At 58.5% G+C, this 15,790-nt stretch carries 15 protein-coding genes; 10 read left to right on the forward strand and 5 right to left on the reverse strand.

Features of this window, described 5'->3' with window-relative positions; genetic code table 11:
* Nucleotide 1 precedes the first annotated feature (1 nt).
* Nucleotides 2–808 carry an ABC transporter ATP-binding protein gene (locus AN476_RS09755; RefSeq protein WP_054461212.1) on the reverse strand — a complete coding sequence of 269 codons (807 nt, stop codon included), beginning with the start codon at nt 806–808 and terminating at the stop codon, nt 2–4.
* Nucleotides 809–909: 101 nt separating this feature from the next.
* The gene (locus AN476_RS09760) at nt 910–1,914 is read right to left on the reverse strand and encodes an ABC transporter substrate-binding protein (RefSeq protein WP_054461214.1); all 1,005 of its coding nucleotides are present in this window, start codon (nt 1,912–1,914) and stop codon (nt 910–912) included.
* Nucleotides 1,915–2,111: 197 nt separating this feature from the next.
* Between AN476_RS09760 and AN476_RS09765 the strand changes: the two genes are divergently transcribed.
* From AN476_RS09765 to hisD, 7 genes are all read left to right on the forward strand, one after another.
* The gene (locus AN476_RS09765; protein ID WP_054461216.1) at nt 2,112–3,092 is read left to right on the forward strand and encodes a LysR family transcriptional regulator; all 981 of its coding nucleotides are present in this window, start codon (nt 2,112–2,114) and stop codon (nt 3,090–3,092) included.
* Between the two features lie 184 nt (nt 3,093–3,276).
* Nucleotides 3,277–5,715, forward strand: coding sequence for an FAD-dependent oxidoreductase (locus AN476_RS09770; protein WP_054461218.1), 2,439 nt, complete (start codon nt 3,277–3,279; stop codon nt 5,713–5,715).
* Between the two features lie 3 nt (nt 5,716–5,718).
* Entirely contained in the window at nt 5,719–6,807 is a 1,089-nt protein-coding gene (locus AN476_RS22415; protein WP_083464309.1) for a GlxA family transcriptional regulator, read from the forward strand.
* On the forward strand, nt 6,716–7,729 hold the full coding sequence (locus AN476_RS09775) for a D-cysteine desulfhydrase (protein ID WP_054461219.1): 1,014 nt from the start codon (nt 6,716–6,718) through the stop codon (nt 7,727–7,729). Before AN476_RS22415 ends, AN476_RS09775 begins: the two co-directional genes overlap by 92 nt.
* Nucleotides 7,730–7,742: 13 nt before the next feature.
* Nucleotides 7,743–8,936 (forward strand): DegT/DnrJ/EryC1/StrS aminotransferase family protein, encoded by a 1,194-nt coding sequence (locus tag AN476_RS09780; protein ID WP_172684815.1) that lies wholly within the window; start codon nt 7,743–7,745, stop codon nt 8,934–8,936.
* The gene (locus AN476_RS09785; protein ID WP_054461220.1) at nt 8,933–9,652 is read left to right on the forward strand and encodes an aspartate/glutamate racemase family protein; all 720 of its coding nucleotides are present in this window, start codon (nt 8,933–8,935) and stop codon (nt 9,650–9,652) included. The genes AN476_RS09780 and AN476_RS09785 overlap by 4 nt, the downstream gene beginning before the upstream one ends.
* Complete coding sequence (hisD, locus tag AN476_RS09790; protein WP_054461222.1) at nt 9,649–10,917, forward strand: histidinol dehydrogenase; 1,269 nt, start codon at nt 9,649–9,651, stop codon at nt 10,915–10,917. The genes AN476_RS09785 and hisD overlap by 4 nt, the downstream gene beginning before the upstream one ends.
* 211 nt (nt 10,918–11,128) lie before the next feature.
* Here hisD and AN476_RS23375 read toward each other — a convergent pair whose 3' ends face one another.
* The 3 genes from AN476_RS23375 to AN476_RS09810 form a co-directional block, all read right to left on the reverse strand.
* Entirely contained in the window at nt 11,129–11,803 is a 675-nt protein-coding gene (locus AN476_RS23375) for an IS3 family transposase (RefSeq protein ID WP_371257344.1), read from the reverse strand.
* 180 nt (nt 11,804–11,983) lie between these two features.
* Nucleotides 11,984–12,211 carry a transposase gene (locus tag AN476_RS23380; protein ID WP_054461224.1) on the reverse strand — a complete coding sequence of 76 codons (228 nt, stop codon included), beginning with the start codon at nt 12,209–12,211 and terminating at the stop codon, nt 11,984–11,986.
* Between the two features lie 466 nt (nt 12,212–12,677).
* A complete protein-coding gene (locus AN476_RS09810) occupies nt 12,678–13,103 on the reverse strand; it encodes an ABA4-like family protein (protein WP_054461226.1) in 426 nt (141 codons plus the stop codon).
* Between the two features lie 86 nt (nt 13,104–13,189).
* On the opposite strand from AN476_RS09810, the gene AN476_RS09815 reads away from it, so the two are divergent.
* The 3 genes from AN476_RS09815 (at nt 13,190) to AN476_RS09825 (ending at nt 15,767) form a co-directional block, all read left to right on the forward strand.
* A complete protein-coding gene (locus AN476_RS09815; protein ID WP_054461228.1) occupies nt 13,190–13,636 on the forward strand; it encodes a MarR family winged helix-turn-helix transcriptional regulator in 447 nt (148 codons plus the stop codon).
* Nucleotides 13,637–13,950: 314 nt separating this feature from the next.
* On the forward strand, nt 13,951–14,988 hold the full coding sequence (gene alr / locus AN476_RS09820; protein ID WP_054461230.1) for an alanine racemase: 1,038 nt from the start codon (nt 13,951–13,953) through the stop codon (nt 14,986–14,988).
* Nucleotides 14,985–15,767: an ABC transporter permease gene (locus AN476_RS09825; protein WP_054461232.1), complete on the forward strand. Its 783-nt coding sequence runs from the start codon at nt 14,985–14,987 to the stop codon at nt 15,765–15,767. Before alr ends, AN476_RS09825 begins: the two co-directional genes overlap by 4 nt.
* Nucleotides 15,768–15,790 lie beyond the last annotated feature (23 nt).

Genomic DNA, 15,790 nt, shown 5'->3' on the forward strand with positions numbered 1-15,790 from the left:
ATCATTGCATTTCCTCCGAACGACCCATGATTTCTTCTTCCATGTCCCAGATCATTTCCAGGATTTCTTCGCGCGTCGTGGCATAGCCTTCTGCTTTCTTGACTTCGCGCAGGTCACCCCCCACGCCCATTTCGGCAAAGGGAAGCCTGTATTCCTTGTGAATGCGTCCTGGACGCGGGGCCATGACGAGAAGGCGCTCGCCCAAAAGCAGGGCCTCTTCCACCGAGTGAGTGATCAGAATGATGGTCTTGCCCGTCTCTTTCCAGAGCTTCAGCACGAGGCCCTGCATCTTTTCGCGGGTCAGCGCATCTAGCGCGCCCAGCGGTTCATCCATGAGGATCACGTCAGGGTCATTGGCCAGGCAGCGGGCAAGCGCCACACGCTGCTGCATGCCGCCCGAAAGTTCAAAGATTGCTTTGTCCTTGAAATCGCCAAGACCGGTCACATCAAGCAGGTGATCCACCTGATTTCCCCATTCCGCTTCGGTTTGCCCCTTCATCCTTGGGCCGAAGCTGACATTTTCTCGCACGTTCATCCATTCGAACAACGCGCCCTGCTGGAACACCATGCCGCGCTCGGCGTCAGGGCCCTTGACCACGTGCCCGTTCATGGTGATTTGACCTCCTGTCGGCGCCAGAAATCCGGCAGCGATGTTCAGCAAGGTGGTCTTGCCACAGCCCGAAGGGCCGAGCACGCTCAGAAGCTCGCCTGGCTTGAGATGCAGCGAGACATCCTTTAGCGCCTGCACAGAACTGCCATTGGGCAGGTCAAAGCGCATAGAGATGCTTTCAATAGATAGTCCTGACATAGGCAGCACGTCCCTTTTGAGAAATGTGTGGGAGGACGGGCGGCCCCAGACGGAGCCACTCTGAAAGGCAGCGGTCTGCGCCGCTGCCCCAGTTGGTATCCTTAATTGCCGCCGGCGGCTGCAAGCGGATCGGTGTTGACGTTGCTCTCATAAGAATCGAGGGCCGCGTTGATGCTCTTGGCTTCGACAAACACGTCTGCAACGCCCTTCATGAAGGTCTGAGCATTCCCACCCAACCACTTTTCCGAAAGCTGATCGTCAACAGTCGGGAACGTGAAGGTCGCAATGGTTTCCGCGGTGGCGGCTTCATCCATGCCCGCGTCCTTGGCAATCAGCGGCAGCATTTTTGCGTGGTTGGCCGGGTCGGCCCACATCGCGTTGGCATCTGCCGTCACCTTGAGGAACTGGGAAACCACCTCGCCGTTCTCGGCAACCCAGTCAGCCGGGCCTGAGGTGACATCAAACACCAGGATGCCGATCTCGGTCTTTTCAGCACCGGTCAGCAGCACGTTGCCATGCTCCAGAGCGCGGCGCAGCGATCCGCCCCAGCCGCAGAACATGTCGATCGAGCCCTGTGCAATCGCAGCGGCCGCATCCGGGGGATCCATGTCGACCACATCCATCGAGGCGACATCAACGCCAAAGTGGCTCATCTGCTTGAGGAAGCCATAGTGCGCGGCGGTGCCCAGCGGCACAGCGACTTTCCTGCCGGCCAGTTCGCCCGCATTGGTCTTGTCGATCTCCAGTTCCGCACGCACGACGCAGTTATCGTTGTCGGCATAGCTCACGGCGACGTCAAGGATCTCCAGATCTTGCCCGGCGCTGGCGGCAACCACGAAAGGCGGCAGGCCCTGGCTGACCGAAAGGTGAACGTCACCCGAGGCCATGGCAGCCGACATTTTCACACCGCTTTCAAAGCTGACCCAGTTGATGTCCATGCCAAGGACTTCTTCATAGGTGCCCATCTGCTTGGCATATTCGAACGGCATCGGCCATTCGAGGAAATAGGCCACGGTGATGCTCTCTGCGCTGGCCGGTGCAGCGGCAAGTCCGGCCACGCCGGCTACAAAAGCTGCAACGGTATTTCTGAGGGGCTTCGTCATCATTGTAGTCTCCCTGTTCTTTTTCTGGGTCGCTTCTATGCGACTTGGATAAGCCGCGAAGATTTCCGGCTGCCAATATCTCGCAATGTTTTGCGCCCATTTGTCCAATAAAACTCGATTTTCGCAAAAAGATGGACTTTAGTTTCGAAATTTTCGAATATAGTACAGAATTCGCATAGGTATCATGCAAAAGGCTCGTCATGCAGCGCAGTAACCTGAGCCTTCGTGGGCTCGAGATCTTTCAACTGATCGCCAAATCGGGCTCGGCCCGCAAGGTCTCCGAGGAAACCGGTCTCTCGATCAGCACCATATCACACCATTTGCGAAGTATTGAAGATAGCCTTGGGGTCGACCTTGTAGACCATTCCCGCCGTCCGATGGTGTTGACCCCTGCAGGTGAAGTTTTTGCCCATCACGTCGGAATTGGGTTGCAGGCGATCCGTCGCGGTGAAACCGAGCTTACTGCAGGCAACCTTGCCCAGGTCCGAGAGCTGCGCCTGGGCATTGTCGATGATTTCGATAGCGAAGTCGCACCGGAACTGGCCCAGTTCCTGTCTCAGGCCATGCCAAAATGTACGTTTAAACACCTCACCCGTCCCAGTCATGACATCATCCGCCTGTTGCACGAAAAGAAGCTCGACATCGGCATGGCGACGCGCCCGATCAGTGGGGATGCGGGGCTGGTCGAACTCCCCTTGTTGCGCGATCCTTTCGTGATTGCCTTGCCGGCCAATGCCACGGAACCGCCCGAAGCCTATCTGGCTGGACGGTCAAAGCTGCCCTTCCTGCGCTATTCCAAGAACCTGATAATCGGCAACCTGATCGAATTGCATCTACGGCGCACGCAGATCTCCCTGGACAACCGCTTTGAGCTTGAGAGCAACCATTCCCTGCTTGGCATGGTAGCAGAAGGCACCGGCTGGGCGATCACCACGCCGGCCAGCTACAACCGCGCCAAACGGTATCAAAACCGCATCACGCTCCATGCGTTCCAGAACAAGAGCTTTGCACGAGAATTGTCGTTGTTTCGCGCGGACTACTATCCTCAGGCGACGGCTGATCTGATCGGAGGCACCTTACGGCACCTGCTGTCGCGTCATTTCATCGAACCGATCCTGAATGACCACCCCTGGCTTTCCAATGACTATCGTTTGCTGGAAAAAGCCGGAACCGACAGTTAACGCCCCGAACAGATACCGGCTTTGCTGCGCCCAAAACTGCTCTGCGATGCCTTTGTAGCCTTGTCAATTCGTCAGGTTCGAAACAACTGGCAAACTAAATTCGATTTTTTCCAATCTAAAGACTTCTCATTGCGCCACCGCTGACCCTGCGAGCAGTTTGCAGGCAACGCATTAGGAGATCGCAATGAAATCGCGAACCAAAGTAGTGGTCATTGGCGGCGGCATCGCTGGCTGTTCGACACTCTATCACCTCACCCTGGAAGGCTGGAGCGACGTGGTCCTCGTTGAACGCAACGAGCTGACCAGCGGCACCACCTGGCACTCAGCCGCGCAGGTCACGAACTTTGGTGGCAACCAGACCATGGTTGGGCTCAAAACCCATTCCATAAACCTTTACAAAGAGTTGTCGGAGAACCCCGAATATCCGATCAACTATCACCACGCCGATGGCGGCATCCGCCTGGCCAATACCGAAGAGCAGATGCAGGGCTATCGGCATTTCTCTTCGATGGCGCGCGGCATGGGCGTGGATCTGGAAGTGATCGACGCCGAGGAATGTGCCCGCCGCCACCCGCTGATTTCCACCACCAACCTGTTGGGTGGCCTTTGGGATCCGCTGGATGGCGATATCGATCCGGCGCAGCTGTGCCAGGCGCTGGCGTATCATGCGCGCAAGGCCGGGGCCGAAGTCTACCGCAACACGCCTGTCACTGCGCTGACCCAGCACAAGGACGACACCTGGACCGTGCACACCGAACATGGCGATATCGACTGTGACATCGTGGTCAACGCCTGCGGTTACCGCGTGAACGAAGTGGGCGCGATGATGGGTGTGCATCACCCGGTGGCGTCAATGGAGCACCAGTATTTCCTGACCGAGGACATCCCCGCCATTGCCGAAGCTGGTCACCGGATGCCGTTGCTGCGCTGCCCCATCAGCGACTACTACAGCCGTCAGGAAAAAGGCGGCCTTCTGGTCGGGTTTTATGAACAGGACTGCAAGACCTGGGGCATGGACGGGATCGACCCGAACTTTGTGAATGCGCTGTGCCCGGATGATCTGGACCGCGTGATGGATGTGCTGGCCGGTGCCTTTGAACGCATGCCCGCGCTGGAAGAAACCGGCATCCGCTCCATCGTCAACGGCCCGATCACCTATACCATCGACGGTGCGCCGCTGGTGGGCCCGATCCCGGGCAAGCGCAACGCGTTCTGCATCATCGGCTTGCGCGCTGGTCTTGGCGAAGGCGGCGGCCACGGCTGGCTTCTGGCGCAACAGATCGTGCATGGCGAAGCCCAGTATGACACCTGGTGCATCGACCCGCGCCGATTTACCGGGCACACCAACGTGGAACTGACCGCGCTGAAGGCCATCGAAGACTATCAGAACGAATTCCGCTTTCACTTCCCCCATGAACATCGCCCCGCAGGCCGCCCCGCGAAAACCACGCCGCTGACCCCTGTCCTTGCCGCTGAAGGCGCCGAATTCACCGTGGTCAACGGCTGGGAACGGATGGACTACATCAAGCCCAGCCCCGATTTCCACCCGTCGCTGTCGTTCACCTTTGACGAAGCCTTTGACATCGTCGGGGCCGAAGTCAAAAATGTTCAGGAAAACGTCGGCCTGTGTGAGGTCAACGGCTTCAACCGGTTTGAAATCACCGGTGCGGATCGCCATAGCTTCCTCGACCGGATGTTCTGCGGCAAGGTGACCAAACGCGACGGCCGGGTTGGCCTCGGTTACATGCTGAACGACCACGGTATGGTCAAAGGCGAAGCAACGGTCGCCAACTTGCCCAAAAGCGACCGTGGTCCGGCGCGGGTGTGGTTCGGTTCAGCAGCGGCTGCCGAGTTCCACGACATGGACTGGCTGACCCAGCATGTGCACGACCACGAAGATGTGCAGATCAAATCGCTGACCAATGACCAGACCATCCTGGTTCTGGCCGGCCCCAAGGCCCGCAAAGTGCTCAGCGCTTGTGCGCGTGGAGACTGGTCGAAACAGGCCTTCCCCTGGCTGTCCGTGCGCGAATGCTTCATTGGCTTTTCACCCGCAACCGTGCTGGGTGTCAGCTTTTCGGGCGAGTTGGCTTACGAAATCCACGTACCAAATGCTTCGCTTTACGCGGTCTACCTGGCACTCCGCTCCGCGGGCGAGGCCTACGGCATGCAGCTGTTTGGCGCCCGCGCCGTGGACTCGATGCGGATGGAAAAAGGGTACTTGCACTGGAAAGCGGACCTGCTGACCGAGTTCGACCCTTATGAGACCGCGTTGGACCGGTTTGTGAAGTTGGACAAGGAGGCCGACTTCACCGGCAAGGAGGCGCTGCGCAAACGGCATGCAGAAGGTCCGCGCAGCAAGCTGGTCTGCCTCAGGATCGATGCGACCCACGCCCCTGCCCATGGTGGCGCCTCGCTGATGCAGGGAGACGCGGTGGTTGGCACAATCACCTCGGGCGACTGGGGCTATCGCGTCGGCATGAACCTTGCCTACGCCTTCGTTGAGCCTAGTCTGGCAAAAGAAGGCAATACCATGGAGCTGGACCTGTGCGGGGAGCGGGTACCGGCCACCGTCATAATGCCGTCTCCATACGATCCCAGCTACGAACTGATGCGGAGTTAAACCATGACGCAGGAGGTTCGTGTTACCATTCTGGTCGCCGACGGCTTCGTGCCCGCGGAACTGGCGCTTGCACAGGATATCTTGCGCATCGCCACCCGCGTGGGTCGTGGTCTAACGTTCACCTGTCAGGTCTGTTCAATGAACGGCGAAGACTTTGTTGAAGGTCTTGGCGGTTTGTTGGCGCGAACCGAAGGTTTCTCGGTTGACGAGGCTGTTCTGCCAGACCACCTGATCGTTTTAGGTGGCAAGGGGGCATGTTCCGGGTTTTCTCAATTGCGCGCTCGATTGCGATGGTTCGAGCGCATGGGCCGAGACGTTCTTTTGCTGTCCGATGCCGCGTCGGAATGGAAGCAACTCTACCCTGACGACGCACTGGTTACGACACACTGGGAAATCCAACAGCGTGCCCGCGATGCGGGTCATGGGCTCGATGGCGCGCTCCCTCTTTTTTCCCAGGCCAGCCGCATCACCACCGCCGCTGGTATGGCATCCACCGCCGACGTGGTTCTAAACCGGATCGTGGCGCCTAAATCGCTGAAACTGGCCCAGGCCGTCGGTCAGGTCTTGCTCCTGCACGGCATCCGGGGAGGCGACACCAGCCAACCGTGCAGTGTCAACGACGTCGGAGCACTTCGTCTTCCCGGGTTGGAACCAGTGGTTGCGGCAATGGAACAGAACATGGATACGCCGCTCAAAACCCCTGAACTCGCCGAGTTGGTTAACTTGTCAGTCCGCCAGTTGGAACGCAAGTTTCAAAGCATCGTTGGCCAAAGCCCGGCGGCGTTTTATCGATCCCTACGATTGCACCGCGCACGTAATCTAATCGAGCATACAGCCCTACCTCTTTGCGAAGTAGCCCTCGCCTGCGGGCTGGGCACCACGTCGAACTTTTCACGAAGGTACGCACTCGAGTTTGGCGTGAGCCCAACACGGCGGCGTGCCCAGCTGTCCGCCACCGCGTCAAAAGAAAAGCCTACAACACACACTCAAGGAATTCAGAATGCACCTATCTCGCTTCCCACGCGTCCATCTCGCCCATCTGCAAACACCACTCGAACCGATGAAGCGGTTGTCGGAGGCGCTCGGCGTTGATCTGTGGATCAAACGCGACGATTGCACAGGCATGTCGACCGGCGGGAACAAGACCCGAAAGCTCGAATTCCTGATGGCAGAGGCGCTGGAACAGGGCGCCGATATGGTGATGACACAGGGCGCGACCCAGACCAACCACGGACGCCAGACCGCAGCCTTTGCCGCTAAGCTGGGCTTCAAGTGCCATATCCTGCTCGAAGACCGTACTAGCTATGACGATGCCAACTACAACACCAACGGCAATGTCCTGCTCGATCATCTGCACGGTGCGACCACTGAAAAATTCCCGGGGGGCCACGACATGCCCGCCGAGATGGAACGGGCCGCAGAAAAGATGCGCGCCAAAGGGCACAGGGTTTACGTCATTCCCGGTGGCGGATCGAACCCGACCGGCGCGCTTGGCTATGTGAACTGCGCCTTTGAACTACTTGCCCAGGCCAATGAAACCGGACTCAAGATTGACCGGGTTGTACATGCGACCGGGTCGTCAGGCACTCAGGCCGGGCTGGTGACCGGGCTTTGCGCGATGAACTCCGCCGTTCCGGTACTGGGCATCGGCACGCGCGCGCCGCAACCGAAACAGGAACAGATGGTGTATGACCTGGCTTGCAAGACCGCCGAGAAGCTCGGTTGCCCGGGTGTGGTCAAGCGCGAAGATGTCATGGCCAACACCGACTATGTCGGCGAAGGGTATGGCCTGCCCACACAAAGCGGCATCGAGGCCATCCGGATGTTTGCCGAACTGGAAGGGATTCTGCTGGACCCCTGCTATTCGGCTAAGGGTGCAGCAGGCCTGATCGATCTCGCACGCAAGGGCGCATTCAAGGACGAAACCGTAGTGTTCCTGCACACCGGCGGGGCAGCCGCCCTGGGCGGGTACGATTTCGCATTTGATAACACTGACCGCTGGGTCAACCTGTAAGGAGACGGCCACCGTGGTGCGCAAATTCACAGGATCCTTCACGCAACAGCAAGCGCTTCCTGCCGCAGCTGTGGATGCCGCGGTGGCCGTGCTGAATACCGGTCGCCTGCATCGCTATAACCTGGCCGAAGGTGAACTCGGCGAGGTTGCCATGCTGGAGGCCGCGTATCGCGAATGGCAGGGCAGCGCGTTTTGCCTTGCGGTCACCTCCGGGGGGCAAGCCCTGCAAATTGCCATGCGCGCTTGCGGAGTCACACCCGGCACGCCGGTGTTGACCAATGCCTTCACGCTCGCCCCTGTTCCCGGTGCGATTGCGGCGGTCGGGGGCAATCCGGTTCTGGTCGAGATTGACGAAACCCTGCGTCTGAACCTGACCGACTTGGAACTTAAAATCGATACCAGTGGCGCAAAGGTTCTGCTGGTGTCGCATATGCGTGGACATCTCTGCGACATGGAGAGGCTCATGCAGATCTGCAACGACCGGGATGTCGTGGTGATCGAGGATTGCGCCCATACCATGGGCGCAACATGGAATGGCAAGCGGTCAGGCAATTTCGGAGCGATGGCTTGTTTCTCGACCCAGACTTACAAGCACATGAATTCCGGCGAAGGCGGTTTGCTGACAACCGATGATGCCGATCTGGCGGCCCGCGCAACGATCCTGTCTGGAAGCTATATGCTGTACGGACGCCACGGCGCTGGCCCCGATGACGTCGCCTTTTCTGAGGCCAGGCTCGACATGCCCAATTGTTCGGCCCGCATGGATGCATTACGCGCGGCCGTTCTGCGTCCGCAGCTAGCACAGCTGGACCAGTCAATCACCCGCTGGAATAGGCGCTACAGAATTGTCGAGGACGGTCTGTGCGATGCGCCGCATATCTCATTGATCAAGCGTCCGGTCGCGGAACAGCCGGTCGGATCTTCGATCCAGTTCCGCCTGCCGGCTTTCACCGCGGCTCAATGCCAGACGGTGCTTGCCACGGTCTCTGAGCGTGGGGTTGATCTGAAGTGGTTCGGCGGGTCGGAGCCTTCCGGCTTTACCTCCTCTCATGGCACCTGGCGGTATATCCCGGCGCAGGCCCTGCCTGCGACAGATTCAGTGTTATCTACTTTGTTCGACATGCGCCTTCCCCTGACATTTTCAGAAGCAGACTGCGCCCTGATCGCCAGGATTATCCGCGACGTTGTGGATGAGGTGGTGACATGACAGGGTTTGCCCCCAGGCGCGTGGTTGGAATTCTCGGCGGCATGGGTCCTGAAGCGACGATCCTGCTGCAACAGCGCGTATTGGCAACCGTAACCGCCAGAGACGATTCCGGTCATCTACCGCTGTTGATCGACATGAATCCGCAGATCCCGTCGCGCATTGCCCATCTGATTGACCAGACCGGAGAAGATCCCGGCCCGACTCTGGCAGCCATGGCTCAGCGGCTCGAGGCCGCAGGTGCCACTGCTCTGGGCATGCCGTGCAACACGGCGCATCACTATGCCAGCGCCGTGACCGAAGCCGTCACGATTCCGCTGCTGAACATGATTGATCTGTCAGTTGCCAAGGCCGCCTGTCAATTGCGCCCGGGTCAACATATCGGGTTTCTGGCTTCCCCTGCGGTACAATCGGCTGGCGTATTTGACGGGGCTCTCAGACGAGCCGGGTTGCAGCCACTCTGGCCCGAGAACGGCGACCGCATGCTCTGTGCCATTCGGGAGATCAAAGCACAGGGGCCGACAGCGCGCGCCCGCCAAATCCTGATCGATGCGGCCCGTGAACTGACCACCAAGGGCGCGGCCATCCTGTTTGTCGCCTGTTCCGAATTCTCACTTATCGCGCGCGATCTGCCAGAAGATCTCCCGACCCTCGACACTATCGATGTGCTGGCAGAAGCGATCCATGACCATACCCTTTCACAGGAAGTGAACCCGTGACCGTTACATATTTGAAAAAAGCCGCTCCCCGCCCTGAAATGGAAAACACCGGTATCCGCGAGGTTGTCAGCTCCATGTTGACAAATATCGAGCGCGACGGCGAAGAGGCTGTGCGCCGCTATGCCAAAGAGCTCGACCGATGGGAGGGCGACATTGTCCTGTCCGATGCCGACCGCGCTGCAGCCTGCGCGAGAGTGCCCGAGGACGTGAAGGCCGACATCTGTTTTGCCTACGCCAATATTCGTCGCTTCGCGCAGGCCCAGCAGGCTACAGTGCAGGAATGTGAAATTGAGGTCATTCCAGGGCTAATCGCCGGGCAGAAGCAGATCCCGGTGTCCTGTGCGGGCTGCTATGTCCCCGGGGGTCGCTACAGCCACATCGCCAGCGCGTTGATGACAATCACCACAGCCAAGGTTGCCGGGGTTCCCCATATCACTGCCGTTTCGCCGCCGCGTGAAAGGGGCATCCCTGATGCTATCGTCTATGCGATGGATCTGTGTGGCGCCGATCTTATCCTGAATCTGGGCGGAGTTCAGGGGATCGCAGCCATGGCCCAGGGACTGTTTGGTGGGAAGCCTGCGGATATTCTGGTTGGCCCCGGCAATTCCTACGTCGCCGAAGCGAAGCGCATGCTGTTTGGTGATGTCGGCATCGACATGTTTGCCGGGCCGACTGATTCGTTAGTGATCGCTGATCACACGGCCTCGGTCGAAACCGTCTCCTGGGATTTGGTCAGCCAGGCCGAACACGGTACCGACAGCCCCGTCTGGTTGATCGCCACCGATCGCGCCCTGGCCGAAGGCGTGCTTGAGCGTGTCCACACGCTGATAGCCGACTTGCCGGAACCCAATGGCGCGGCGGCCCGTACCTCTTGGGAAGACCGGGCCGAAGTTATTCTGTGCGACAGCCGGGAAGAAGCGGTGGCCGTGTCCGATCGCTACGCGCCAGAGCACCTCCACGTACAGGCGGACCAGCTTGATTGGTGGCTGGATAGGCTCGGCGCCTATGGATCACTGTTCCTTGGCGAGAAAACGACCGTGTCCTTCGGTGACAAGACGTCAGGACCGAACCACGTCCTGCCCACCAGTGGTGCCGCGCGTTACACTGGCGGTCTGTCAGTCCACAAGTTCACCAAGACAGTGACCTGGCAACGGTGTAACTCCGAAGCCTCGCAGGAACTGGCGCAAAGGACCGCTCGAATTAGCCGCATGGAGGGCATGGAGGGCCACGCCCGCGCCGCCGAGATGCGCCTGACGGGCGCCTGAAACGGGCACTTTACTCCATCACCCTCTACTGCGCCTTGTCCTGGCATGTTTGGCTTGAGCAAGGGGGCAGCCTTTCTGGGATGTCAGGCTGAACGAGGTTTTGATGACATTGACCTGCGCCCCAAGTTCCCTCCAGCTTTGCGCGGAGCCCTTGGGGTTAAATCTTTGGCGTTAGGCGGCCATCTTGTCCATTGTCTTTCTGTGCAAGAATTCAATCGGGGGGTAGATTGGCCAGTGCGGAATGTGGTCTGCGCCAGTTGTAGGCCTCCTGCCATTCTTCAAGCCCTTTGCGGGCCTCGCTTAACGTGCCAAACAACGTTTCATTCAGGCATTCATCTCGCAGTTTACCGTTGAAGCTTTCGATGAACCCGTTCTGTTGAGGCTTTCCGGGCGCAAAATAGTGCCAATCGGTAGCGGTATTCTGCACCCACTTGAGGATCGCCATACTGGTGAACTCGGCTCCATTGTCCAACACAATCGTCTTTGGCATGCCTCGTTCAGCGATGACACGATCCAGTTCTCGGGCAAGGCGTTGACCAGACAGTGATGTGTCCGCTCCCAGCACCAGGCTCTCGCAGCTAAAGTCGTCGACAACCGCAAGGATGCGGAAACGGCGCCCGCCTGTCAGCGCATCCGACACAAAATCCAACGACCAACGCTGGTTTGGGCCGTCTGGCAGGCCATGGGCTTCCTTGTGCCCAAAGCGTGCTTTCTGCCACCTCTGCGGCGCAGCTGAAGCTTCTCTTCGGTATAACTTCTTGTGGTTCATGGCAAAACCTTCCCGTGCAATCATCACAGGAACACAACGACAACCAAACCGTCGCCGCTCTCTGGACACCCGTTTGATCGCATCGCGTAACTCAGTGTCATCGCCACGACGCAACAATACCGCACCGTTGGTCGATCAACTTGCAATACATCGCACGCCCGTCGCTGGCTGACCTGATAAACTTCCATCAAATGAACCACAGCTTTCCGCTTTCCGACGGGCATCAGCACTTTTTTGAATTGATGTCTCGCAGCATGGCATTCGCCCATTGCCCTCGGACCAATGGCGGAAAAGAGCTCATTCTAAAATCTGTTCGGCAAGCCGTTTCTTCAGCTTGCCGTTCTCGTCTTCCAACGCCCGCAATCGCTTCGCATCCGACGGTTCCATGCCGCCATACTTCGATTTGTATTTGTAGACCGTCGCAGAGCTAATCCGGTGCCGCCGACATACATCAGCTGTCTTCTCGTCGGCTTCCTGTTCCTTGATAATCGCTATGATCTGTTCGTCGCTGACTCGTGCCATCATTTGTCCGTCCTTCTGTGGAGCGGACTCTACATAACTTTGGAGGAGTTATAGGGGCTCTGGTCAAGCCATGCTGCGCACTCCCTGCCGCTTCGGAGCTGATGTCCGTCTCCGATACTGGCAATGATCGCTGAGGCTGTGACTGCGCCAGGGATCCTGCGCAGCAAACGCGCTCTCTCATCTTCCCTGGCAAGCTGCTTCAGGCGATCTTCATGCCAGGGGATCAGTTTGTGCAGAGACGTGGGTTGTTCAGACAGGTTGAGAATCGCTTCATTGGCAATGTCGAATAGATCAAGAACTTCACCCAGAGCTATGTCTTCAGCAAACCCAATCACCCGGGCGATGCCCCCGGGATAAAGATGGCAAACTCGGCAACCAAACCACGCAGATTGTTGAGGAGTTGCGTTCTATTGCGCATTGCGCCGCCGGGTTAAGCAGGACCAATCCACCCCATCAGCTTCCCGACAACCTATGCATTCGCCGCTCGAAAACGGACCGCACGGGTTGCTTGAAACGCTAGCAGCCCAGCAGGTCCAAATAGAAAGATCAGAGGCAGGCAGGGTGCTACCAGCCAAAAACTCATGCCCTCGGCTCGAGCGGTTCGGCAAGACCAGGCGCCAATGAATAGATCGAAAGCCAGAAAATGAACCCATCCTGCGAGTGCGGCTTGCTCGTAAGAAAATAGCTCCATGACCTCAGCCAGTGTACCGAACCCGCCTCCGCTATCGGAGGCCGGAATGACTACCAGCATGAAGTAACCGATGCAAAGAACGATCGGAAGAATGATCCCTGCGATCCTGTCAGACCAAATAGGAATGAATGGGGAAATGAATAGCGCCCCCCAACCCGCCATGGCGAGAACACCAGTAACCGAAAACAAGAATTCGAAGTTCATGCTAAGTACCAATCTATTTACATGCCGCTTTCGCCTTATGTTGCAATAAGCTTGCATGCGCAAGTGATTTGCAATATGTTTTGCACATGACTGATTTATACACGACCAATGCGTTGCGCCTGCTCCAGGTGGCTGACAATTTTCGAGACGGACTGTCCGGTGAGTTCTCAGCCGTCCACGGTATCTCTGTGAATGAGTTCCTCTTGCTGCTTCACATTAAACGTTCTGCATCGAACCGATTGTCACGGGTCGATTTGGCAAAACGCATGCACGTAAGCGCATCGACTATCACCCGCATGGCCGCCCCAATGGAAAAGGTTGGGCTAGTGGGCCGAGAGGTCGATCAACGGGACGCGCGTCTGATTTTTGTAGTGGCTACCGATGCTGGACAAGAAAAACTCTCTGAGGCTCTTGCCACATTTTCGAAGCGGGCGAGCTACCTATTTAGCGACCGATGGGAAGTCGATGAGGTTGATCAATTTGCTTCAATGTTGGGCCGACTGATTGGTGGAACCTGTGACACGCTGGCGTGAAGGTCCTGAAAAGCCGGACGTCCACGCACAATGACTGATGGTCCTTTTGTCCGCATAACGCGCCTTCAAGGAGTGCAACAATCAGGTGGGTTTCACCAATTGCCAAAGCGTAGCTTTGGCAGCGCACGAACCGCCCCCACGGGGTGGGCGCGGTGATTTTCTGAAACGGTTCAATGGCAGTTTGGCTATGGTCGTTGACATTGGAAATGTTTTGGTGATCCAAACCAGCCACAAGCCGCCCAATGCCACCACACCTAGCAGTTTTCCCCACGAATTCCTCTTGACCCCTGCCCTGCGCATGTCAAGAACGGGGCATGAGTACGGCTAAACTGACAATCAATCTCGATGCGCTGGTGACCAACTGGCAGAATCTGAACGCCATGACCAACTGCGAGACCGCAGCCGTGGTCAAGGCAAACGGCTATGGGCTGGATGCGGGCCGCGTGGCCACGGCATTGGCCAAGGGCGGTGCACGCAATTTCTTTGTCGCCGCCGCCGAAGAAGGCGTGGCGCTGCGCCGCGCGCTGGGGCCAGGCCCCGGCATTTCGGTCTTCTCTGGTCATATGGAAGGCGACACCAAACTGCTGAAGGAATTCCAGCTGGCGCCGATGCTGAACTCGCTGGATCAGATGCTGCGCCATTTCGAGGCCCTACCCGGCCATACCTTTGGGGTGCAACTGGATTCTGGCATGAACCGCCTTGGCATGGAGCCCGCCGAATGGGCCGCCGTGCGCGATATCGCCCTAGGGCAAAAACCCGTGCTGCTGATGTCGCACCTGGCTTGCAGTGATGAGCCAGGTCATCCGATGAATGCTCAGCAATTGCAGTCCTTCCGCGAAATGACTGATGGGCTGGAGGTGCCGCGCTCGCTGGCGGCCACCGGCGGTATCCTGTTGGGCCGCGACTATCACTTTGACCTCTGCCGTCCGGGCGTGGGTCTGTATGGCGGCGCCCCCTACAACGATGCGGTTCCTGTTGTGCAGCTCGACCTGCCAGTCATCCAGATCCGCGATGTCGAGCCCGGCGAAAGCGTGGGCTATGGCAATAGCTGGGTGGCCCAGGTGCCCAGCCGCATCGCCACCGTTGCGGCAGGCTACGCCGATGGCTTGCACCGCGCGCTGATGAATGGCGGCATTGATCTCTTTGCCGGAGAGGCCCGCTGCCCGGTGGTGGGGCGGATCTCGATGGATTTGATCACTGTCGATGTCACCGCCCTGCCAGAGGTGCCAAGCAGCCTGACCATCCTCAATGAGATGCAGACCGTCGATACCCTGGCCACGTCCGCTGGGACCATCGGCTATGAGATGCTCACTTCCATGGGGCATCGCTACGCACGGACCTATCAGGGATGACTCCTCTCAAACTTTTGGCCCGACTGGGCCGCTCAACCCTTGCGGCGCTGGCTATGGTGGGCCGCGTGACCCTCTTTGCGGTTTCGACTTTCACCCATATGCTGCGCCCACCCTATTATCCCCGCGAGCTCGCCCTGTCGCTGCTGCAGATCGGCTGGCTGTCGCTGCCCGTGGTGGCCCTGACAGCCGTCTTTACCGGCGGCGCCCTGGCCCTGCAGATCTATGCCGGGGGCGCCCGGTTTAATGCCGAGGCCGTGGTGCCGCAGATTGTTGCCATTGGTATGGTGCGTGAACTGGGCCCCGTATTGGTTGGCCTGATGATTGCCGCCCGGGTGACCTCGTCGATTGCCGCTGAAATCGCCACCATGAAGGTGACTGAGCAGATCGACGCCTTGGTGACGCTGTCGACCAACCCGATGCAATATCTCGTCGCCCCCCGCGTGCTGGCGGCTCTGCTGACCGTGCCGATCTTGGTTGGTGTCGGCGATATCATCGGCATTGCTGGCGGTTATACGGTTTCAGTCCATAACTTGGGTTTCAACTCAGCGGCCTATTTGAAAAACACCGTCGACTTTCTGGAACCGCTGGATGTGATCTCCTCGCTGGTTAAGGGCGCCTTCTTTGGCGTCATCGCCGCCACTATGGGCTGCTACTACGGCATGCAATCCGGCCGTGGCGCCCAGGGGGTGGGACGCGCCACCAAAGCCTCGGTTGAGGCCGCCGCGGTGCTGATCCTGGCGACCAACTTTATCCTGACTGGGGTGTTTTTCTCGCTATGACTCAGAGCAATCCCTCCCACCCG

It is taken from the genome of Phaeobacter sp. 11ANDIMAR09 (genome assembly GCF_001294455.1).
Classification (GTDB): domain Bacteria; phylum Pseudomonadota; class Alphaproteobacteria; order Rhodobacterales; family Rhodobacteraceae; genus Pseudophaeobacter.

Bases quoted from the DNA above. Each gene is read 5' to 3' on its own strand.
- AN476_RS09765 (WP_054461216.1), top strand. From the start codon at position 2,112: ATGCAGCGCAGTAACCTGAGCCTTCGTGGGCTCGAGATCTTTCAACTG.
- AN476_RS09810 (WP_054461226.1), bottom strand. From the start codon at position 13,103: ATGAACTTCGAATTCTTGTTTTCGGTTACTGGTGTTCTCGCCATGGCG.
- alr (WP_054461230.1), top strand. From the start codon at position 13,951: ATGAGTACGGCTAAACTGACAATCAATCTCGATGCGCTGGTGACCAAC.
- AN476_RS09760 (WP_054461214.1), bottom strand. From the start codon at position 1,914: ATGATGACGAAGCCCCTCAGAAATACCGTTGCAGCTTTTGTAGCCGGC.
- AN476_RS09815 (WP_054461228.1), top strand. From the start codon at position 13,190: ATGACTGATTTATACACGACCAATGCGTTGCGCCTGCTCCAGGTGGCT.
- AN476_RS22415 (WP_083464309.1), top strand. From the start codon at position 5,719: ATGACGCAGGAGGTTCGTGTTACCATTCTGGTCGCCGACGGCTTCGTG.
- AN476_RS23380 (WP_054461224.1), bottom strand. From the start codon at position 12,211: ATGATGGCACGAGTCAGCGACGAACAGATCATAGCGATTATCAAGGAA.
- AN476_RS09785 (WP_054461220.1), top strand. From the start codon at position 8,933: ATGACAGGGTTTGCCCCCAGGCGCGTGGTTGGAATTCTCGGCGGCATG.
- AN476_RS09770 (WP_054461218.1), top strand. From the start codon at position 3,277: ATGAAATCGCGAACCAAAGTAGTGGTCATTGGCGGCGGCATCGCTGGC.
- AN476_RS09825 (WP_054461232.1), top strand. From the start codon at position 14,985: ATGACTCCTCTCAAACTTTTGGCCCGACTGGGCCGCTCAACCCTTGCG.
- AN476_RS09755 (WP_054461212.1), bottom strand. From the start codon at position 808: ATGTCAGGACTATCTATTGAAAGCATCTCTATGCGCTTTGACCTGCCC.
- AN476_RS09775 (WP_054461219.1), top strand. From the start codon at position 6,716: ATGCACCTATCTCGCTTCCCACGCGTCCATCTCGCCCATCTGCAAACA.